General features: G+C 44.3%; 14 protein-coding genes. 10 read left to right on the top strand and 4 right to left on the bottom strand.

The features are described 5' to 3' along the window. The first annotated feature begins 237 nt into the window (after positions 1–237). From AB4Z45_RS16395 to AB4Z45_RS16355, 9 genes are all read left to right on the top strand, one after another. Positions 238–774 (top strand): RNA polymerase sigma factor, encoded by a 537-nt coding sequence (locus tag AB4Z45_RS16395; RefSeq protein WP_441910387.1) that lies wholly within the window; start codon positions 238–240, stop codon positions 772–774. Then, on the top strand, positions 771–1,733 hold the full coding sequence (locus AB4Z45_RS16390; RefSeq protein ID WP_441910386.1) for a hypothetical protein: 963 nt from the start codon (positions 771–773) through the stop codon (positions 1,731–1,733). Before AB4Z45_RS16395 ends, AB4Z45_RS16390 begins: the two co-directional genes overlap by 4 nt. A gap of 413 nt (positions 1,734–2,146) precedes the next feature. After that, on the top strand, positions 2,147–3,322 hold the full coding sequence (locus tag AB4Z45_RS16385) for a family 16 glycosylhydrolase (RefSeq protein WP_441910385.1): 1,176 nt from the start codon (positions 2,147–2,149) through the stop codon (positions 3,320–3,322). A gap of 57 nt (positions 3,323–3,379) precedes the next feature. Beyond that, positions 3,380–4,597 (top strand): beta-glucanase, encoded by a 1,218-nt coding sequence (bglS, locus tag AB4Z45_RS16380; protein WP_441910384.1) that lies wholly within the window; start codon positions 3,380–3,382, stop codon positions 4,595–4,597. 81 nt (positions 4,598–4,678) lie between these two features. Further along, positions 4,679–6,010 (top strand): ABC transporter substrate-binding protein, encoded by a 1,332-nt coding sequence (locus AB4Z45_RS16375; RefSeq protein ID WP_441910383.1) that lies wholly within the window; start codon positions 4,679–4,681, stop codon positions 6,008–6,010. 42 nt (positions 6,011–6,052) lie between these two features. After that, positions 6,053–6,946: a carbohydrate ABC transporter permease gene (locus AB4Z45_RS16370; RefSeq protein WP_441910382.1), complete on the top strand. Its 894-nt coding sequence runs from the start codon at positions 6,053–6,055 to the stop codon at positions 6,944–6,946. An 84-nt stretch (positions 6,947–7,030) separates the two neighbouring features. Continuing rightward, positions 7,031–7,804, top strand: a complete 774-nt coding sequence (locus AB4Z45_RS16365) for a carbohydrate ABC transporter permease (RefSeq protein WP_441910381.1) — start codon at positions 7,031–7,033, stop codon at positions 7,802–7,804. A 249-nt stretch (positions 7,805–8,053) separates the two neighbouring features. Further along, a complete protein-coding gene (locus tag AB4Z45_RS16360) occupies positions 8,054–9,088 on the top strand; it encodes an ABC transporter substrate-binding protein (protein ID WP_441910380.1) in 1,035 nt (344 codons plus the stop codon). Positions 9,089–9,212: 124 nt separating this feature from the next. Further along, positions 9,213–10,826 carry a helix-turn-helix domain-containing protein gene (locus AB4Z45_RS16355; protein WP_441910379.1) on the top strand — a complete coding sequence of 538 codons (1,614 nt, stop codon included), beginning with the start codon at positions 9,213–9,215 and terminating at the stop codon, positions 10,824–10,826. A 129-nt stretch (positions 10,827–10,955) separates the two neighbouring features. Here the strand turns inward: AB4Z45_RS16355 and AB4Z45_RS16350 are convergent, their stop codons facing one another. From AB4Z45_RS16350 to AB4Z45_RS16335, 4 genes are all read right to left on the bottom strand, one after another. Further along, positions 10,956–11,774 (bottom strand): anti-sigma factor, encoded by an 819-nt coding sequence (locus tag AB4Z45_RS16350; protein ID WP_441910378.1) that lies wholly within the window; start codon positions 11,772–11,774, stop codon positions 10,956–10,958. Further along, the gene (locus AB4Z45_RS16345) at positions 11,746–12,348 is read right to left on the bottom strand and encodes an RNA polymerase sigma factor (RefSeq protein ID WP_441910377.1); all 603 of its coding nucleotides are present in this window, start codon (positions 12,346–12,348) and stop codon (positions 11,746–11,748) included. Before AB4Z45_RS16345 ends, AB4Z45_RS16350 begins: the two co-directional genes overlap by 29 nt. A gap of 113 nt (positions 12,349–12,461) precedes the next feature. Further along, the gene (locus AB4Z45_RS16340) at positions 12,462–14,081 is read right to left on the bottom strand and encodes a copper amine oxidase N-terminal domain-containing protein (protein WP_441910376.1); all 1,620 of its coding nucleotides are present in this window, start codon (positions 14,079–14,081) and stop codon (positions 12,462–12,464) included. Positions 14,082–14,258: 177 nt separating this feature from the next. Beyond that, positions 14,259–17,408, bottom strand: a complete 3,150-nt coding sequence (locus tag AB4Z45_RS16335) for an ATP-binding protein (protein ID WP_441910395.1) — start codon at positions 17,406–17,408, stop codon at positions 14,259–14,261. 848 nt (positions 17,409–18,256) lie between these two features. Here AB4Z45_RS16335 and AB4Z45_RS16330 point away from each other — a divergent pair. Continuing rightward, entirely contained in the window at positions 18,257–22,894 is a 4,638-nt protein-coding gene (locus AB4Z45_RS16330; RefSeq protein WP_441910375.1) for a glycoside hydrolase family 3 C-terminal domain-containing protein, read from the top strand. Positions 22,895–22,934 lie beyond the last annotated feature (40 nt).

The following is a 22,934-nucleotide window of genomic DNA, read 5'->3' as shown; positions in this document are numbered from 1 at the left end:
ATATTGAATGTACATAGAAACCTTCCTTTCGAAGATGGTTGGGTGGTACCTCCATTTTACCAAAGGTTGGTTTCTTTGTTTTTTACAGATTTCAAAACTTTGAAGAGGGTGCCTCTAAAGCCTATGGCTTTTGGGACACCCTCTTTCTTATTTTGCTCGCAATAGCAAATAATTATTTTCCAAGCATTAGGGAACTTTACCCTAGTTATCGTTGTCTAATAGGTTGGAGGTGATGAAATGGAAACCGATTATTTGAAGCATATCGATGTTATCGACGCTACTGAAATGTATAATCTGATGACTCTATACGGAGATGATGTGTTTGGCTTTGCTTACGCGATAACCAAAAATCGAGAGCAAGCAAAAGATATCGCACAGGAAACATTTATTAAGGCGTATTATAAAATGCACACATTTCGAGGTCAGTCGTCGTTTAAAACATGGTTGTTAGCCATTGCAAGAAATCTTGCGCTGAATGAGTTAAAATCCAGTTATTTTCGCAAAATCCTTTTGTTTGAGAGTGTCAACCATTCGGAAGTTGCCCCTTCTGCAGAAACAGCATTTTTACGCAACCAAAATTCAGTGGAAGTGTGGGATATTATTTTAAGACTATCCGTTAAGCTCCGTGAGGTTCTGATACTAGATTTGGAGCATGAATTATCTATTAATGAAATGTCCAGCTTACTTGGACTGTCGGAAGGCACGGTAAAGTCTCGATTATTTCGAGCACGGAAAGCGGTTGAGAAGGAATGGAGAGGGAGGAACCTTGAATGAGCAAAATGATCGAGGACAGGCCAGCTTGGTATGCAGCTGCAAAAGGCGGCTTTAAAGGTAATTTCACGACAGACATGAAGGAAAAGGTCATACAGAACGTTCAGCGGAAAGGGGAAGCCAGAACTATGCAAGCTTATTTTAAAAGGTTCCTGGCCACTGCGGCAGGCATTTGTTTTCTGGCGGCATGCTTTATTTTCTTTGATGGAAGCTCCGTTTCTATGAGGACCCTCCTTCACGCAGGCAGCAGCCCTGTTCAAAATAATGAGCGGATTGAATCAACCGTTCCTTTAGAAGAGAAAAGCTTACATTACACAAGTGAACCCGTATACATATCAGGGACTAATATTTCATTAATGGATAGCAGCGACTACCAGTTTCCGATCGTAACAAAATCGTCGGTAAAGCTGAACACTGTCATTGATTTGGGCGGCGGTAACCATTATTTGACCTACACCAAGCCAAACGAGGCAGAGACTAACATCTATCAGGGGATTGAATTAAACGGATATTCCAAGGAAGGTGAAATATTTGAATGGGGTTATGGGTCCATATCTGAAGTGAAGTTAGGATTAAGCAAAGCTTTTGGTGGGGATTTTAACCGATTAAGCGGTAGATGTGGTCCGAACCTGTTATGTACATTATGGTTAACCGTCGACGATAACAACGTCATCTTGAGCCATTTGCTCAGCTCAGACGGCTATGAAGCCGATTTGGATGGGGATGGAGCAGCGGAGGTTATTGCGACAACGGGTAAGGAATATAACAATCGGGTTTATATTATTAGAACAAGAGATGGGATAATGGAGTGGGTTGAAGTCGATGCAGCACTGAATGCAGGAGATGGAGACTCGGTGTCTTATGATCCGCATAATCAAGTTTTTATACTCAGTTCCGAATTGGGCTTGCAATATTATCATTATGCGCAGGGTGAGGATAAGCTCGTTGTTGTAAAGGATTAATTCATAAATGATCTATGCATTGATCTTTGGATAAACTTCCGATATATGGCAACCATGGTAAATTTGCAATAAAGTCTATATGCATATTAAACCGTCGAGCTCAGCGCTCGAACGGTTTTTTTTATGCCTAAAAACAACGCTTCATCTGGTCGTGTGCCAAATAACAGTTGGATAGTGCCATTTTATAATCGTTAAGGAGGAGAAAAGCATATTTTTTATTTGTAAAATTTAACCGTAAAGAACTTATTATTGCAAAATGCTAACTGTGGGAATGACGCGTTTGTAAAGGATGTTTTTCATCTACTTAACGAAGTAAAACTAAGCTTTTACGTTGGGAGGTGGGGCCTCAGGTAACGGCAATTAGGATGGGTTAAAAATGGAGAAAAGCACAATTTACTATGGGAGGCTCATTTGTGAAACAAAATTTTAAATCCACGCTGCTAACATTCATAATCGCTGTTATGCTCTGCGCAATGCCAGTTGCTGCTATGGCAGAGGAAGCTGAAGCACCAGAAGCTTTAGGTAAAACATTTATAGATTTGCTGGACCAGAAGGATTCGGATCGCTGGTATGCTTCCAACGGATGGTCCAATGGCGGAACCTTTCTGAGCGGCTGGAGAGATGATCATGTCATCTTTGAAGATGGAAAATTGAAATTGTTGATAGATGACAAGCCGTGTGCACAGGATAAAGCGCAATGCTCCGATAAGCCGTATGCTTCAGGGGAATATTCTACAACGCAGCGTTATGGATACGGTAAGTTTGAGGTTCGAATGAAAGCGGTTAAAGGCGATGGAGTCGTAACTGGGTTTTTCACCTATGGCGCTGATTCAGACGGTAAGGCTGACGAGATCGATATTGAGATTTTAGGTAAAAACACGACGCAGTTCGAAACGAATTATTTTACAAAAGGTGTTGGCATGCATTCGACGATCATTCCTCTAGGGTTTGATGCAGCGGATGATTTCCATGATTACGCCTTTGAATGGGCTCCGGATTCCATCAAGTGGTATGTAGACGGCAAGCTCGTTCATACGGAAACCGGCTCGCGAGGAGAGCTCCCTTCAGCACCTGGCTATATCATTGCGAACATGTGGCCGGCTACCAAAACCAATGGCTGGGCGAACGAGTATGTGTATCCAGGTAAAACCCAGATCGCTGAGGTGGATCGAATCGCTTATACGCTGCCAAAGCAGCAGCCTGAAACTAATGTAGATCCTTCAACACCTGTAAAACAAGGGAAATCAGTAGATCTGCTAGTTGAAGATGCACGAGAACTAAAAGTATTCAAAATCGGACAAACAGAAATGGCACCGCTTCGTTTTGTTATGGAAAGCTTACATGCAACGGTGAAATGGAATACAGCTAAACAAGAAATCATCGTCAATGACAAATTGTCCAAATCCGAAATGATCTTTAAGATGAATTCGAACGTTGCTTTTATTAATGGAACAAAAACGATGATGAAAAATCCAGTCATCCTGAATAATGGCCATGCTTACGTACCGCTGCTTGTTTTAACGGATGCGATCGGTGCTGACGTCATTCGGAAGGATGGAAAAGTAAGCATTAGCAGAGGAAACGAGTAAATGGAAAGCCTGTTTACCACTTTTTTTCGCAATACCAATCTAAGAAAGAGGTGTGTAATGATGAACAAGGCAAGCAATAGCAAAAAAAGAATGATGGTATGGCTCTTATCCTGTATGCTTCTTCTCTCTTTAATGATGCCGACTGTTACTTCTGCTGCTGATGTTGCGTTTGATGAACCGTTGAATGGGATTAACAATAATTTGTTCTATACGTCGGATGGCTGGGGCAACGGAGTGGACTTTGGCGTTGGCTGGCGGGCAGCGAATCAAGAGTTTAGTAATGGAATTATGGCGCTTCGTTTGGACAATACGGGTTGCCCTGCCAATTGCGCAGGCAAAAATTATGCTTCCGGCGAATATGCAACGAATGTGAAGTATGGATACGGTCGTGTTGAAGCGCGCATTAAAGCGGCTAAGGGTACAGGGCTAGTGACAGCACTCTTTACCTATTCGGGTCAAGCGACAAACACGTCAAACGATGAAATTGACATTGAAATATTAGGCAAGGATACGACCAAGCTGGAAGCGAACTACTTCACAAACGGTGTAGGACAGCATAGCACGATTATCGATCTTGGATTCGACTCTTCCTTGGCCTTCCATAACTATGCCTTCGAATGGTCTCCTACGTATATTAAGTGGTACGTTGATGGTAATTTGGTGCATACGGAGAACGGCTCGCGAGGCGCGCTTCCTACAAGTCCAGGTCATATTATGGCCAATTTATGGTCAGGCGCAGGACCTGCTGAAGTCTGGACTGGACCGTTCGTCTATCCAGGCACGCCAATTCGGGCGTATTACGATTGGATTAAATTTACGCCAGCAAGCGAGCTTCCTCCGGGAGAGGCTGAAGGAACGGGACTTACTGCCAATTACTTCAACAACATGGATTTCACCTCGTTAAAAGCGACTAGAACCGATGCAACGGTGAACTTCGATTGGGGTTTAGGGGCTCCTATGACTAGTATGGATGCAGATACCTTCTCTGTAAGATGGACGGGCAAAGTGAAGCCTCAATATACAGGAACCTATACTTTTTATACGAGTAGCGATGATGGGGTTCGGCTATGGGTGAACAATCAGCTCATCATTAATAAGTGGGTGGATCAAGCAACGACCGAATGGTCTGGAACGATTCAATTAACAGCGGGGCAGAAGTATGATATTAAGCTTGAATATTACGACAATACGGAAGACGCCATCGCTAAGTTGTCTTGGTCGAGTCCGCTTCAAGCGAAACAAATCATCCCGCAAAATAGATTGTATTCGAATTAATGGCAGTATGATCCTCCGTGACGAAATCTGTTGCGGAGGATCATTTTCAAAAGGAAGCAATGATTAAAGGAGAGATTTATTATGAACATGAAAAGGCCGGTATTTGCAACACTGCTCATCATGATATTATTTATCGTTGCTGCTTGCGGTTCAAATAATGGGAGTGCTGAGGCGGAAAAGCCAGCAACTTCTGACACGCCATCCGCTGTGGCTAATGGACTTAAGGGAGAGTTTGAAATCCAATATTTTGTCGGGGGTTATGGGGATGCTTGGTGGATTGATGTTATTGATCAATTCCAGAAGCTAAACCCTGATCTGAAAATCAAGCAATCGGCTGGCCCCAAAATTAACGATCAAATGAAACCAAGATGGATTCAAGGCAATCCCCCAGATCTTATTTACATAGATGGAGCTGGATCAAATCCGCGGCAGATGGTAGAAGACGACCAGCTTCTGGATCTATCGGATTGGATTCATGAAGCGAGCAACGTAGACGGAGAGAAAATTACTAATGTTATGATCGCAAGTCCTGAGCAATACGGCGGCAAAACCTACAATATTCCGCTTGTATTCGGCTCATATGGCACATTCTACGATGCAGCGTTGTTTGAGAAAAATGGATGGGCTGTTCCGACGGACTTTGATCGTTTCTTGGAGGTAAGCGAGAAAATAAAAGCTGCTGGTATTAGTCCCTATATTCATACAGGCGTATATCCGGATTACATTCTTGGCGGATTCGTATATCCAGCGATTATATCGGCGAACGGTGATAATGGGCAAATTCTGAAAGACATGGGTGACATGAAAGAAGGCATTTTCAAAAGCGAGCCCGTTCTTAAAGCGCTTCGTCAATTAAGCGAGATTTCCGCTAAGGGTTTAATTGATAAAGGTGCTCCTGCGCTTAACCATACAGATTCTCAGATGCAATTTCTACAGCACAAGGCTGCTATGATTCCGAATGGGCTATGGCTTGAAAGCGAAATGAAAAATGATGCGCCATCTGATTTTAAGTATGGGTTCGTTCCTTCAATAACCCAAGCGAAGGGCGGGAAATTCATAGCGTTGCCGTACACAAGTACGATGGCGATTGCCAAAAAAGCGAAAAATCCTGAAGCTGCCAAAGCGTTCATCGAATTTATTTTTACCAAAAAAGCGTCGTTGAACTGGGCGGAGAAAACCGGTGCTCTCATGAACGTGAAAGTAGATTTGGAATCTTCCAATGCTGGAGATACGGCCAAAAATGCTATGAAATATTACAATAGCGACAATACGATTGTCGCACCTGTAGTTGTGTTTAATGCTGATGTATTCAAGGTGATGAGTGATGCAACGATAGCTTTAACGATCAACAAAATCACACCGGAAGAGTGGACGGAGCGGGTTGAGGCAGCAGCAGCCAAGGCTAGAAAGTAAGCCATTAGCAATCTAGTTATTTCAGGTAAAGGATGAGCGTCAATGTCGCGTCAAGCACAAAGAAAGCTATTCATTATTACATTCCTTATTCCAACGTTCCTCTTCTTCTGCCTTTTTGCACTCTTTCCCATTTCCAAAGGCATATACATCTCTTTGTTTGACTGGTCTGGCAGTTCTGAGCATATGACCTATATTGGTTTGGACAACTTTAAGGCTCTGATCCAGGATCCCATCGTATGGAGAGCGATTGGCAACGATTATTTTCTAGTCATTGGGAAAGTAATTGGAATCATTCTGTTAGCTACTTTCTTCGCTGTTGCAGTTACTAGACTCAGAGTACGGGGGCAGCAGTTTTTTAGATTAGTCTTTTTTCTTCCGAATTTGATCTCAGTTGTGGTTATAGGTGTGTTATGGCGATTTGTTTATAATCCGAGCATCGGCTTTCTGAATTCGTTTCTTGGGATATTCACGAATGCACATAACAATAGGCCTTGGCTAGGGGAAGAAGGAACGGCGTTGTGGTCGATCTTATGGCCCTCGATTTGGGCTGGGATAGGATTTTATTTTCTGCTGCTCGTTGCCAGCATTGTTTGCATACCTGCTTCTTTGTACGAGGCGGCTGAAATGGATGGAGTCTCGCCTAATCGACAGTTTTGGAGAATTACGCTTCCCTTGATCTGGGAGCAGGTTAAGGTCAGCATTCTTCATATTGTGATGACGACTTTAAACGGCTCCTTCGTAATGGTTTTATTGATGACGGAAGGGGGACCAGATAATTCAACGCAAGTGCTTGGTTCCTATTTGTACCAAATGGGATTCCGTCAATTTCATATGGGTTACGCTGCAGCACTTGGTGTATTGATCTTGATCTTATCTCTAGCAACAACGCTAGTCTTGCAGCGAGTGCTTCGACGCGATAGCATTGAATTTTCATAGAGGAGATGCTTGTATGAGCTTCAGTCAGCCTTCACGAATATTTAGGACAGCAGCCATCCTCGTTCTTCTTCGTGGACCTCGGCTGTGCTTTATCCGCTGCTTTGGACATTACTAAGCGCTTTAAAAAATAATCCGCAATTTTTAACGAACAAACCTTGGTCACTGCCTGAATTTCCGCTTTACTGGAGCAACTTTTCTTATGTGTGGAAAACCTATCATTTTGGCGACTATTTTTTGAATTCCGTATACATTACTTTAATGAGCTCATGCTTATCCATTTTGTTATCGGCTACAACTGCCTATGTTATAGCACGTTTCAAGTTCAGCGGCAGCCAGTTGATGTATATGGTCTATTTGTCCTCAATGATGATCCCTCTTATTTTGGGACTGGTACCGTTGTTCTTTCTACTAAACGATTTGTACTTAATTAATAAACTAAACGGATTAGTGCTTGTATATACAGCGTGGTCATTGCCGTTTGGCGTTTTTGTGCTGGTCAGTTTTTTTAAATCGCTGCCGAAGGAATTGGAGGAAGCCTCCTATATTGACGGGGCGGGGTATTTTAGAACCTTTTTTCAAATTATGCTGCCGATGGCTCGATCCGGTATGATTCCCATTTTGATTATGAATGCTTTGAACAATTGGAATGAGTACATTATGGGGACGATCTTCGTGAATGAGCCTTCCAAGTACACACTGCCTGTTGGAATTACGATCATGCAGGGGGAGATGCAGTACCGAACCGAATGGGGGCCATTGTTCGCTGGACTGTTAATTTCAATGGTGCCTGTTGTACTCATCTATGCTTTTTTTCAAAGATATATTGTAGCTGGGATAACTGCTGGTGCGGTAAAATAATGATTACGTGCGACAAACAATCGGCTTTGGGCGAAACATTTTGCCTAGAGGCGGTTGTTTTTTATATAAAGATGACATGTTTTTTAGGATTGAATCGTGTTCGTTATCTCATGTTTGGATAAAAAACTCGCATGAGAATGGACATTGTATCCCAAATTCATAATGATATAATTGCACATGAACGAAGTGAGAATGATAATCAATGAAAACATTTCGTTACGACAATACATATACAGGAGTGGGTAAAATATGTTTCGGCATACAGGTTCACGCAGCATTATCGTAAGGGGTCTCATTTCTCTACTGATTGTTTTCATCGCACTCACGGCATGCAGCACACCGCAAGAAGAGAAGAAAGACGCAGCGAACAAAGGAAATGCTGTGAATACGCAAACAGACAAAGCCGCAGAGAATGATAAAGAAGTGAAAACGAGTGAGAACGAAACACGCGTAGTGAAGGATTTTTTTGGCGAGGTTGAAATTCCGGTTAAACCAAAGCGAATAGCTGCTATCTATTTGGAAGATTATTTAGTCACGCTTGGCGTGGAGCCTGTTGTACAGTGGTACCATCCGATGTGGGGCAAACAGGAATATTTGAATTTAGACGTTCCTCCATTTGATATAACAGGAAGCATTGAAGCACTGCTGGATGCAGAACCGGATCTTATTATTACAGATGGTTTTGTAGATGAAGCTATCTATGAAAAATACTCTAAGGTAGCACCAACCTTTCGCATGCCTGACGACATTTTGATGAGCAGCTCTTCCGATGTTCTTCTTAAGATTGCTGATCTAATTGGTGAACAAGAGAAAGCCGAGAAGCTGGTGAAGGACTACGAGCAGCAAATCGCGGATACAAAAAGCAAGCTGAAAGCAGCAATTGGAGAAGAATCAGTTGCTGTGTTGCGACTTAATATCGGCGAGACTGATCTCAATCTTCTTGGAATTAAGAACAAATTTGTTGGTTCTATCCTTTACAAAGAATTAGGCTTAACTCCGCCAAAGATGGTTGCGGATATGGAAGCCTTTATTGAAACGATCTCCATGGAGAAGCTTCCTGATCTTAATGCGGACCATATCATTATTTTAACTTCAAATGGATCTTGGTCATCGGCCGAAAATCAAGAATCCATTAAAAATCTATTCGATAGTCCAATTTGGCAAAGCGTCCCTGCCATAAAGAAAGGAAATGTTTATCAAGTGGATCGGACCTATTGGCAGACGGGGGCTTTCACGGCTAACCAACTCAAAATTAAAGATTTGGAAAAAGTGTTGCTGAAGTAACATTCGCGCTGCGATTACAATTTTATTGGAAGAGCATTTCAACGAACAGTTGAAGTGCTCTTCTTTATCGTTTATAGTAATTTTATTGATAATCATTCTCACGGAAAGGAGGGCTTATGAATTTATGCAAGAGATAAACGCCAATACGAATACATCTCCAAGCAAAATCTATCGCTTAATCAGAGTGAAATATAAGGAATCTGAACCTCATGAACAACAAAAAGCGAGAAAAAATGATTGCTATCGATTGTTTGTTATTATGGACGGGAGAGGGCGCCTCGTTCTAGATGGATGCGGTTATCAGCTCGAGCGCGGCAAATGTTTTATTTCCGAGCCAGGGGCAACCATTACAAATGAAGTCGGCAGCAGCGGACTCATTCATTATGAACTGAGCTTTGAGATTGTTTACATTGAAAAAGATGGTCGGGACGCTTCGAATAGCGAATGGAGTACTTCATTTCCATGTACAGGAGAAGTGGTGTGCCATCCATTTTCCCAGTGCTTGGAGTGGGTTGAGAGGCTATATAGCTTTAGCTTATCAGACACTAGTGATGAGCTGGACGATTTGGATCAACAAATATGTTTTCAACAATTGCTCCGGCATATTCTCAAGCACAATCTGACCAGTTCTCATGCCCAGAGCAGTCGGAAAGCGGTTGAAGCTACAATTGATCGGCTATACCATGACTATCGCAACGAATGGTCGGTGGGCCAGCTGGCTAATTTGACCGATGTTGGCCGTACACACTATTCGCGTTTGTTCAAAGAGATAACGGGTCAGTTGCCGCTGCAGTACTTATCCGGCATTCGAATGAATCAAGCGAAGCACCTGCTGCAAGCAACCGATGATCGTTTGTCCGATATTGCACAGAACGCCGGATTTGGCGATGAGTTTTATTTTAACCGCCGCTTCAAGAAGACGGTCGGCATATCGCCAGGGCAATACCGAAGGCATTACCGAGAGGAGATTCGTGTATTCGCACCGTTTCTTGAAGATTTTCTGGTAGCGCTTGGCGTTACGCCTATCCTGCAGTGCTCCATAACGAATTGGGGAAAACAGTCATATTTGGGGCTTGAGCATATTCCCGCAATTGAGATTTCCGATAAATATGCTGCTCAGCTGCCGGTAAAGCCGGACTTTATTTTGGTAGACAACGGCTTTCCAGATAAATGGGACCATCATCTCTTGGAGGAACAGGCTCCGCTCTACAAAATGTCCAATGAGGGGGAAGATTGGCAGGAGACTTTGCGAATCATGGCAGATCTAATTGGGAGAGGAAAAAACGTAAAGGTCGTTGATATTATAGCGAAGTATGAAAAAAAAGCAGAAGCTGCTCGGAAAAAGCTTCGCCCGATTCATCATCAAACGACCGTTTTTCTGCGAATTCAAGCCAATGGAATATTGCTGTACGGCGGTCCGGATAAGGGATACACGGGGCCCGTTCTCTATAGTGACCTTGGAATGACGCCTCATCCGCTTGTAAAGCAATTGACAAAGAGCACAAGGACAGCCGTGCTAACACCAGAATTGCTCGCGCAGATTGATGCCGATAATGTGTTCGTCACTTTTGAAATTTCAGAACAAGAGAAAAGGAAGCTTTACGCGACGCCCCATTGGAAATCGCTTCCCGCAGTACGTCATAACCGTGTATTCGAGGTTGATTTTCTGAGCTGGATGAATTACGGCGTCCTCGCCCATAGCCTGAAAATCGATGATGTCCTGCGGGCGCTTGGCTAGATATGGAAGAGTGTGAAGGAGGCTGAAACGATTATAAAAAGTACAAAAAAACGGTGTTTAAACAAAAAATAAGCCAGCTTAAGGACTTCGCATGAGTCCAATAAGCTGGCTTATTTTCAATTATTCGTCTTATAGATGAAGCTCGGCAGTCAAGACGGCAGTCCCTCGCGGCATTTTACCGAAAGCATCTGGTTCTTGAGTAATCGCGATTTGATCATAACCCTTCAAATTCTGGTCGAGTGTGAAATACAAGCCGCCTTTTCCATCCACCGGGTAGAAGGTTCCTGCGTTTACGACGTCCTGACCTTTCTTCATCAGCCATACCTGGAATGCTTCGTTTTCCTTGATTTGCGGAAGCTTCTCGGCCTGCACGAGCAGATGTGTTCCCTTGCTGTCAATGACGATGGTAGCGAGGCCTTGGGCAATAATATTTTGTGCCGCAGAGCTTAAGCTGACAGCCTGATTCGTCTGCAAGCCCTGTGGAGGCTCATTCATCTGGGCGAGCGTGAGCTCATTACTGAGGTCTGACACCTGATCTCTTAATGTGAAAATATACACGCATAATAGAAGCACCGCTGCCGCAAGCCCGATATTTAACCAGCTATTGTAGTTTCGACGCTTTGCCTCGTCTTGAGTTACGGAGAGGGGGCGCTCTGCGTTTTCGGGTTCTTGAGTTGGAATAGCAGACTTAGGTTGTTCGAATGGCTGTGCACCCGTCTCTTGTGACTGTAAAATAGAACCGAGAATCCGATCCTTCATTCCTGTAGGAACGGCGACTGGCTCGGACGATAGCGGCAGCATATCGACGATTTCTTTAAGCTCCGCGACTTGCTCGGTGCATGCCGCACAAGATTTAAGATGCTGTTCGAAAGCTTTAGTTTCCTCTTCATCAAGACCGCCAAGCGCATACATTTCCACATCATCGCATAGATTTGTTTCTTGTTTCATAACTTTGCCCCTCCTCTCCGATACCTTCAAGCTGCAACTTCAGTGCTTTCATGGCTAGCCTAACTCTACTTTTAACCGTTCCGAGCGGAATGTCGCAGTTCACGGACACTTCCTGCTGCGTATATCCGCCAAAATAAATAAGTTCGACGACTTGATGCTGATCTTGGCTTAAATTCCGCATTGCCTCACGGACCTGTTCGCCAATGACCTTGGTTTCCACGGCAGTCTCTGTGTCCGCCGAGTCGTCCGGCGTTCGGTTTAATTGCTCCGTCTCAACAACCTGCTGCGCAGTTCGAGTTTGCTTTCGCCTTAATCCATCTATCGCTATATTTCTAGTTAACGTAAACATCCAGCTGGATAGCTTACCTTGATCCTCGTCATACTTCTCTGCTGCGTTCCATATTCGCAAGAATAGCTCCTGCAATATTTCTTCTGCCAGCATGGAATCTTTAACGATTCGGTAGGCGAATGTGTACATGGGACGTTCATATCTTTCGTATATAAGCTGCAAAGCAATAGAATCTTTGCGGGCAATACGCTTCATTAATTGTAAATCCGTCAGTTCATCCGACATACTAGAGCTGTTCCCCCTTTACACACCCCCTCATTATAATATAAAAGTCCTGTTCCGGTATAGATTTACCAGAACAGGACAAGTTTGCTGCGAGTTTCGGGATGGGGTTACATCTACATTGCTTTAGTCAATGTGATTGACCAGTCAGCCTTGTTCCAATTCAGGTCCCAACCAAGCAATTCCGCGATGAAACGAAGAGGAACTTGTGTACGGCCTTTGTGAACGAATACGGAAGCGTCAAGCTTGACGTTTTTTCCATTAACACTAGCCATATCTTTGCCCAGCCAGAAGACAACCTTGTCGTCACCTACTTTTACTTCAACCGTGCTTGTGGTTGGATTCCATTTCAAATCGGCGCCAAGTGCCGTAGTCAATGTTCTTAGCGATACGAATGTCGTTCCGTTCTTAAGGGTTGGCGGAACGTCCATTTTCACATGATTGCCGTTTACTTTAGCAGTGTAACCATTGATTTGAAGCCAAATGGTTTGAACATTGTTCGGGTTTTCCGGTTTTGTTACAGGAGGCTGTACTTTGAATAGTTCCGGCTTCTGAGCTACGATCGCACCGCCCAATGCTTTGCCTACTCCAAACATGAGACTATATCCTTTGTCATAGCTGGCATACAGGCCATTTGCATCTTTGGCTCTATAGAGATCAAATGCTTCAAGTACAAGTCTTTCATGCTCTGCTACAGCAGCCGTTGCGGCCGAAGCGGGAAGCTTGCCTTCTGTGGCAGCGCCAAGGAAATTACCGAAGTCTACAGAAAATTTGCTTAGCTTAGCTCTAGCTTTGGTGCTTGCATCGGTATCTCCGGCAAGAGCTGCCTTCACGATTTCGTCTTGTGCGTTAATATGGTCACCAAGCCAGATTGCCTTGAAGGCATCTCCTCCTGCTGCACCATAAACGGATGCGATAGCAGCTGTCAAGCCTGCTGTATTGGCGTTTTCAGCTTCAACAATCGCGCTGTAGGCTGGAGATTTATCGGAACCTTTTTGCATGCTGAATACAGCAAGGGCATAATGTTCTGCTGCAAGATAGTTTAGAGCTGATCTTAGATCGCCGGCTGGTGTATCGGATTTTGTGCCGTTAAACTTTTCAGGCATTTGAGTGACGATTGCACCTGACAATGCATCACTTATCGTGAACATATAGCTTAAACCTTCACGATATTTGGCAAGCGAGCTCTTGTAGTTGCCGGCGATATAATCGTCGAACACCTGCTGGACCTGCTTCTCATGCGTACGAAGCACCTTTTGCGCTGCCGTTGCAGGCAGCTTGCCTGCGGTTGCAGTTCCTAGGAAGTTACCGAGTTCTACTGCGAACTCTTCAATTTCTTGCGCGACCATCGCTTTATCAGCGGCATTGCCCGTTTTAACAGCTGTAACATAATCCTTGGTATAGTTTAGATGTCCGCTGAAAATACGGTCAAACTCTTTCGCCCCGGCATCTCCATATACGGAAGTGATAGCTGGAATCATATCTTTTGCATTTTTCTCTAAAGCGGCTTGCGCCGCAGCGGCGTCAAACGAGTTGTCGTATTTCTTGATCATCGCATCCACCGCGAGTGTGAAATGCTCCGAAAGCGAGTAGTCCAATGTCGCCCGAAGCTCTACAGCAGGCGTTTCAGATGATGGCGTCAGCGGCTCCGCGGCACTTACGCTAGCCGCACCAGAAAACGCAGGGATTAATAAGGATAAGCTAAGTACAGGGGCAATCAATCTTTTAAGTTTCATGAATCATTCACTCTCCTCATATGGGTTGTTTTCCGTTCCTAATAGGCCTAACGGAGCTAATGAAATTTTGGATCACTATTATTTCGAATTTTTTTTCGAATAACAAAAAGACGGACAAATGAGAAACCATTTGTCCGTCTTTTTTGTATTGATGAAGTTATTTAGCAGCTGCTAAAATCAATCATTATCCATAGCCTGCTGAATGCGGTGGTTTGGAATGACAAACGACACGGCGGTTCCTTCCTTGGGCTTACTGATTATAGATAAGCCTTGACCATACATTTGAGTCAATCGTCGATTCGTATTGGCAATCCCTATTCCGCCTTTTCCTTTCATCGTTGGACTGAGCAGTTGAATGACCTGTTCTTCATTCATGCCTATGCCATTATCAATGACTTCAACTCGTATGAAGCTGTCCTGGCAATTGATTCGAATATGCAGCGTGCCGCCGTTGTTCTGACTAAGAAGCCCATGTTTGATCGCATTTTCAACCAGCGGCTGTATAGAAAGAGGCGGGATAAGCAAGCTGATGTTGGCATCCACTTCCCATACGATAGTCAACCTGTCCTCGAAACGTTCTTTTTCAATATACAAATAGGCTTCGACAAGCTCCAGCTCGTGAGAAAGCTCAACAAGCTCCCCAGTATTTAAGAAGTCAAAGCTAATCCGTAAAAAGGATACAAAAGAATCGCCTAGATTACGCATCTTGTCTGTATCAATATCGCTTAGCGCCATTAAGGAGTTAAGGGTATTAAACAGAAAATGCGGATGGATTTGTGCCTGAAGATAGGCGGCTTCTAAACGCAAACGTTCATTAATAGACTGCTTCAGCATAGTCAACGCCCTGATTCGGTATTTGAGTTCCAGAGCATCTACAGGCTTGGTAACATAATCATTTGCTCCAGATGCGAATCCGGTATAGATGTCAGCAGGCTGACTACGGGCAGTCAACAGCAAAATGGGGAGCTCCGATACAGAGTATTGCTCCCGTACCTTCTTCGTTAACTCGTAGCCGGACATCTGTGGCATCATAACATCTGCAACTAACAGATCCCACTGCCCACTGCCTAGCAACACTAACGCTTCACGTGCTGAATTGGCTGTTGTAATTTGATATGGCTCGGAAGATAAAATGCCAACAAGCACATTCAGATTAACCGGGTCGTCATCCACTGCAAGAATATTCATTTTCCCATCATTCAGAAATGGCGGGTTAATTGAAGAGATTGCTATTTCGTCGATTGCGATGTCTGGAAAAATCAATCCACTATGGCTTTCTTCTGTTCCTTCCGCTATATGGCGTATAGGAAGCAAGGGCTGTGCTGAAGGTAGGCTGGACATATTGGCAAGCGGTAATTGAAAGCTGAAAACAGAACCTTTGCCAAGCGCAGAGCGAACACTTAGTACTCCGCCATGCAATTCGACCAACTGCTTGCAAATGCTTAAACCAAGCCCAATTCCTCTTCCATCATTAATTCCATAAATCCCTTGTTCATAAGGAAGAAAGACGCGCGCCTGCGTTTCTTTATTCATGCCGACTCCGGTATCGGAGACATGAATGACGGCATTTCCATTTTGAATCTCCGCAGAAATGGTGATTGATCCTTCTTCCGTGTATTTTAGAGCGTTGTGCAATAAGTTGTACAAAATTTGTACAAGCCTTTTCTCGTCTGCCATGACCCAAGGCATCGATTCAGCGATATTCACATGCAGTTGAATAGGTTTGCCTTCGATCATAAATTTCAGCATGCTAACGATGCCAGGTACGATGGACTGAATTTGTAAAGGCTCCTGCTGGAGCACAATTCCGTGCTCCTTCAGCCTTGCTACATCTAGAAGATCACCGAGCATATGCGACATACGGCGGCTTATTCTTATAAGCATCTCCATATCGTTAACGCTTTTGGTATTCATTTGCCCTCTCTCTTTCGTTACAACGGTTTGAGCAATATTCATAATACCGTGCAGCGGCGTTCGCAGTTCATGTGAAGTATTGGCAAGAAATTGGTCTTTGAGCTTGTCAGCCTTTTTTAACTGTTCGTTCAGCTCTTTGTTTTCCTTCGAGTTACGGAAAAATTGCTTTAACCAGTACGTAGAAAAACCAATGATAGCTGCTATGATATCTATTGGATAATATACAACCGAAACCTGGCTATTTGAGTTGATTAAGCTCCACAGAAAGCTGGACATAACGCCTGCCGCGGATAACAACAGGAATACAACGTCGTGGTTGTCTGTTTGCTTCCTTAAGACCATCGTTCCTGTTATATAAACAAACCAGGCAAAGGGCAATAGATAAAAAAAAGAAAATATTTTTAATGCTACCGATCCATTTACAAGCTGTGCGCTTGCGACAATAAGAAACACAGAATAAAAAATGAGCGCTATAGTAAATACTCGCAGCCAGCGATTCTTCAGAGGAGCCGAAGAAAGTCTTCTAAATAGTAGAAAAATAAAAAAGGAATGCCAAATCAGAGAGAGCAGCCTGAGCTTCAGCGCCCATGTATAGTTGATTGGCAGCCATAGCAAAAGCAGGTTATCATGGCCGATGACAATCGTAATACCGGTAGCGAGCGTTAATAAACCAACGATAAGCAAAGTCTTTTCTTGAGGATTGAATAAGAAAAGGATAGTAGCATACAAGCCATGAAGCAGCAAAACAACAAATATGACGAGCTGAAAGCCAATTGAATACCAACGCACAAAGTCAATCGCTGCTTGAGAGCCAAATTGAATGGAGTGTAAAATTCCCCCGTTGTAAGCATCGTCATAGTTAGCAACACGAATGAGCAGTTCAAGCTCTTTGGTGCCTTTTACAGAGTAAGAAGCGGTGTAGGAGATTTTCTTGGGCTTGTAATCATTAGCGTTGTCGGCAGGTTTTCCGAAGTCGTTCTCAACAAGTCCATTTAATTCTACGCCTGATGAGGCTTGTATTTTTTGCAGCCAAAATGCAACAGGCTGCTCTAGCGGATCGATCAGAATACGCAATCGATACGTTCCGTACCCGATAGAGGTGTCTGCCTCTTTGGTCAGCACACTGCCCCAGTCACCTGGAACCTGAATATAGCGGAACTGGTTTTGCAGCAGCTGAACATCCTGTTGATGGATTAGTTTTGCAGGGTAAAACTCCCATTGGCCATCCAAGGGAATGGTAGCTGAGTTGTTAAAGTCCCAGCCGCGCATGTCGAGTACGCCATTTACAGCACGAGGGTGCTCCGCTGTAGAAAATAGTTCAGACCATGTCCATCGGAGGGCAAGAAGAACGCTAAGAAACAATAGAATAATAGCTACATATTTGAAGGTGATTTTATTTTTCTGCTGTATCATCATACATTGAAATTCGACATAATACGCGTTTTTCCTTTAACATTTATTCGTAATCGTTATGATTGAAGCGAATAATGTATACGATTGGCAACTTGGAAAAATATCAAAAAAACAGCGGCAAAGGTGCTTCTAGTTATGTTCATTAAGCTAATTAGTAGAATATGTTCTCATAGTTTATCGCATCAATAAATATAGGAAATATGGGACGCTTAGGATCGTAAATATGCTGATTTGCTGTCGAATTGGCATTTAAGTGATGACTGTCTGCTTGCGATTCTAACGAACAGTATGACGCTTATTATGAAGAAAACTAATGTTCTTACGTTTTAACGAACCGTATTAAAGTTATTGCATGCTGTTTAGGGTGTTTTGAGTTGTTTTTCAACAAATAACGATTCTGGAGTTCGTTAAACTTCTAATACATAATAAATCGGCTAAATAGGAGCTGCTAGGTTCGTAAGCGATGTGCCTGCACACAGAACAACACAATACACAACGAAAATTGCAGAACATGCCTAGGACTAACTTTTCCACGAGACATTATGTTAATTATTGAACACTGATAATGAGCTTTTTGCATAGTCGTATTATCATCAAATTTCAAATCTTGTTTTCGAGTATTCGAATGAAAAAGCAACTTTTTCAGCATGTTGTAGAAAAATATGGTTATGAAACCCGGATGGAAGAGGTGGGGAGTGCCTCGGGGGTTGGTGGTTCTACTGAACAGAAAATCTAAAATTACTGCACCAAAAGGTAGAAACAAAGTGTACTCTTGGCAATTGTATAATGAGCTTGGGTCACTATTGAAAGCGATTGCAAAAAAATGAGAGAAGAGAGGGAGCGAAAAAATGAACTACAAAACCCAGCTTAGAAGGGGTAAGAAAATGCTGTCTTTGGTGCTTGCAGGGGTTCTTGCCACAAGCATAACTGCAAACGCCGTCCAGCCAGTTCAAGCAGCAGCAAATGTTGTATTTAAAACGCAGAACGGAGGAGTCTTTGACGGGATGCCGTTATTTGATGGCAATCCGGAGCATTTGGATGCGTATGTGGATACGTATTTTGATTATACGGGGCTTGAGGGACCCGCTGTTTATGTAACAGGCTCACGCAATCATTATACGCTGACACAAGGGCGAAATGCCGGGAAAATCATTCCTGGCGCACTTGCAGCCGCGGATAATGTGCAAGGGGTGTCAACGGATTTCCCAGCGCTGGTAGGCATGGGACAATCCTGGAACAAGGAGCTGCTCTCCAATATAGGGAAGGTAATGGGCAGTGAAAAAATCAGTTTACTTAAAGTAAAACAAGGAGAGTCCAATATTCATGGCGGTTCGAATGCTTCGGCTACTGTTGCTTTTACAGTAGTCAGCGATATGCGTATCAACCCTTTAAGCGGAAGATTCGACGAGGGCTATTCTGAAGATCCATACATGGCAGGGACATTAATAGATAAGATGGCTTCGGGACTTAGCGGCATAGACCAAGCGGCAAGCGATGACGGATTCTGGATGCGTGCAGCTGTCGGTACCAAGCATTATTCTGTTTATAACGCGCAATGGTTCCGTGAGACTTCAAACAATAGCGCCGGGGCAAGAGCTATGTTCGAGTACCAGACACGCAGCCCGCTTAAGGGTCTGGAATCGGGCTCAATTGCAGGTGTTATGACTTCATATGGCCGTACGAATGGGATACCGAATATTTTATCTCCGCTGCAGCTGCATGCGAATGATTTCTCAAAGTACGGCGTTTACAGCTCGCCTGACTTTAACGCGGATGCCCATGTATCGAGTTCAGGCAATTTAAGCAACGGCTATGATACTAATTATGCTGTCGACCGTACGCATGCAACGGTACTGATGGCGCTGGCTGAAGCGAATGCCGGAAGGCCGTCAGGTACGACGCCTGCCGATGTGCCGGATTTGGTTGCTCTGGTAAACAAAGGGGAGTATGGCATTACCGCAGAGGATTTAATTAAGGCAGCAAGACCTCATGTTAATCAAATGGTACGCGTTGGCATTTTTAATGAAGTTAATGAAAACGGAATACCGAAATTTTATCCGTTTGCACAGGATGCTAAGGATGTGCGTACGGCAGCGGCAGCAACTTACAGCTTGCCGGAGCATCAGCTAATTGCACTTCAAGCAGCGCAAGAGAGCATTGTTTTATTGAAAAATGACGGTATTCTGCCGCTCGCCAAAAATAAAAATGCAGCGGTATCCGGTATCTACGCAGATGCGAGATTTAAAACGACTTATTCAGTAGGAACGACTCCTGCGCTTCCTGAATCAGGCGTATCTCCGCTGCTCGTGATTATTAATGCGAATGGATCTAACCATGTTACTTATGATTCAGCGAGTAAGGTTATCGCACTTACTGCAATGAATAATAATCAGACCGTTACCGCTAATGTGTATGATCCTGCAGCTAATACAGGAGGAGCTCAGCTGGTAACGACAGCGGACCAGCTTAATGTGTCCGATCCTGCCCAGCTATTCCGGGTCTTCGATTGGGGACAAGAAGGGTACAGCTTGCTATCGCTCAAAAACAACCGCTGGATGGCATCTCCGGCCGGTAATAATGCAGCGGTAGGCAATACGGATGGAACAACGCTCAATTTAACCAACAATGATTGGGATCTTGCAGCGATGCTTGGGAATACGAGTGCGATCCCGCCAAGAATTCGCATCGAGCAAAACGCTGACCAAACCATATCGCTTGTAGCGAATGGCTATAGAAGCGGCTTCTCCGGTGATTTTACAAATTGGTATTACTCAAATGGACGTTTTATTACAGCAGGTGCAGATGCCAAGCTGAAAACAGCAGCTGCGGTACTCGGAAATGAATCGAATGCAGCTATTCGCAGTGCAGATGTGAAATTTAAAGAAACGGTTGTGAAGGAAGTTGGACAGGATGCTGTTGCAAGGGCGGCGACTGCTGATTATGCCGTAGTATTCGTGGGAGCAGTCCCGCGCCATAGCGCAGGGGAAGGCAATGACCGCTCCAGCCTGTACATGGGCGATTCCGATTACGAGCTTGTAGACAAGGTGTCTGCTGCTTTCGCGGCGAAAGGCAAGAAGACGATCGTTGTTGTCAAAAGCAGCTTTCCAGTTGGGCTTGAGGAAATTCAGAACAATCCGAATGTCTCTGCTATCGTGTATCAGCCATATGGGGGGCAATATGATTCACGGGCACTGGCTCAGGTGCTTTATGGCGATTATGCGCCAACAGGCCGCCTGACGTCCACTTGGTATTCAGATATGTCCGCTTTCCCGGCAATAAATAAATATGTTATTCCAGAGGGCAATAAGACTGCATCAATGGCTAGCATTGATCCGCGTTTTACATTGGACATGACGAATGCCGATCCTATGGAGTCAAAGCTTACTTATATGTACACGGATGCACCAATTACGTATCCGTTCGGATACGGCCTCTCATACAGCAGCTTTATATACAGCGATTTGGCAGCTCCAATGAGTGCTAGCGGGAATGAGCCGTTTACTGTTTCTGTAAAAGTTAAAAATGCTGGCGCTGTCGATACTTCAGAAGTCGTTCAGCTCTATATTAAAAACAATCAATCAGGCTATGGTGGTTCTGCTCCGAAGAAGCAGCTCGTCGCGTTTGAGAAAATCGCTTTGGCAGCAGGCGAGAGTAAAGTGGTTGCTCTGTCTGTTGACCCTGGTGACTTCGGCATCTGGGACGTGAACAAAAATAGCTTCATTGTAGAAAATGGTGCATACACGTTAATGGTTGGCGCATCCTCCAAGGACATTCGCGGTGAGAAGGTCCTTGCAATTAATGGAGATGCGATTGCACCACTGCAGGTCTATAAACCGTTTAATGTGTTCGACCATGCTTATGCCTCCCATGAAGTCATCTATCATGAGGTTTCTAAAGAACGCACTGCACAAAATCTGAAAGCGAAAAAGGTAGTCGGAGGTTATTATGCCGTCCGCTCAAAACAAAACGGTTCCTACGTAGCGCTGCCGAATGTGGATCTCACAAATACAAAAAGCGTTAAAGCCTCGGTAGCTTCAGACGCAGCGGGAGGAATAATTACATTACACGCGGATTCCCCAAGCAGCGCCCCGCTCGCGATGATTGAGGTTCCGGCAACAAAGCCTAGATTCTACACGATTGCGAATGCATCTGTTCCGGTAACGGAGCTGGCCTATGTCGACGTAGAAGCAGAATTGAGCAACACGAGCTTGAAGGGCAAGCACAATCTCTACGTTGTGTTCAAAGCAGCCGATCTTCGTATTGACAGCTTGGCGTTTGAGAGTGAACCCTTTATCAGCAGCTCAAGTCAGATTGCTGCTGCTCAAACGAATCCTGCGGTTGTTGTGAAGAGCGACGGTGCTCCTTTTGGTGCAGATGCTTCCAATTTGGATAGTTGGAATATTGATTCTGCTGCCAGCGGCTTAACGTTAGCTTCGGTCACTCCAGCGGTATCTGGCTTAGAAGCCATGCTGCAGTTCAGAGGAACTGCGAAAGCTGCAACAATCGCCATCCAAGCGAAGGCAGCTTCCTTCGATGGCAATTTGACAAACAGCAATACGTTGACACTAACGATAGCAAATTCTTCATCTGGAGGCGGGAACACATCTGGCACTGGTACGCCTAGCATAGAGCAAACGGTTATAATTACAGCAGCAAGCGCGTCCGATACTGCTAAGGTGAAAAATATCAAGGCTGAGGGCGTTACTGTAATTGGGGAGCCAGTTGGCATTAAAGTTAAGGATTTGAAAGGCTCTTATGCAACAGCAACGATTACGATTCAGTCTGAAGCAGGCAAAAAGGTGACCGCTCTGGCGATGGTTGCCGCTGACGGCACGTTAACGCCAGTGCCGAGCCGAATGACAACAGATACGAGCGGTAAGTCGATCATCACTGCGCTTGTATCCTTAAGCGGCACTTATGTGACTGTATCATCGGAGCGTATGTTTACTGACGTTCCAGTTAAAGCGTGGTATGCAGATGAGATTGCCAAAGCAAGCAGTCTCCTTTTAATCAATGGTTTGACATCATCTACGATGCAACCGGGAGCTTCAACAACCAAGGCACAGACACTGATGGCAGCACTTAACGTGCTTGGCATAACGCCGGTAAAAAACGAAGCAGATGTGAAATGGTATGATGAAGTAGTCAGAACTGCAAGTCAGCATAGATTAGTTAACTACACAAAACTAGCGATAGATACGCCAATGTCTCGTGAAGGCATGGCTGACGTACTCGTCAATGCCCTTAGGTATGCTGGTCTCGACATCACGCTGAGCGAAGGGGAAGTGAACAAGCTGCTGCAAGGGTTCTCGGATACTGCGGGCATTTCCAAGGAAAACCGAACAGCAATGGCGGTCGCTGTTAAATACGGTATTTTCAAAGGAAATTCGGCGCAGCAGCTGTTGCCTTCAAGCACGATTACGCGTGCAGAGTTGGCCGCTGTCGCGATCCGTACCTACAGCGTAATTATCGATCTCATTTCCTAATATTAAGAGATAGGAGAATAGCCTGCACCTCGTGAGAGGG

The sequence above is a fragment of the Paenibacillus sp. MCAF9 genome, assembly GCF_052114265.1.
GTDB lineage: Bacteria > Bacillota > Bacilli > Paenibacillales > Paenibacillaceae > Pristimantibacillus.
This window is presented reverse-complemented; position numbering and strand designations above follow the sequence as displayed.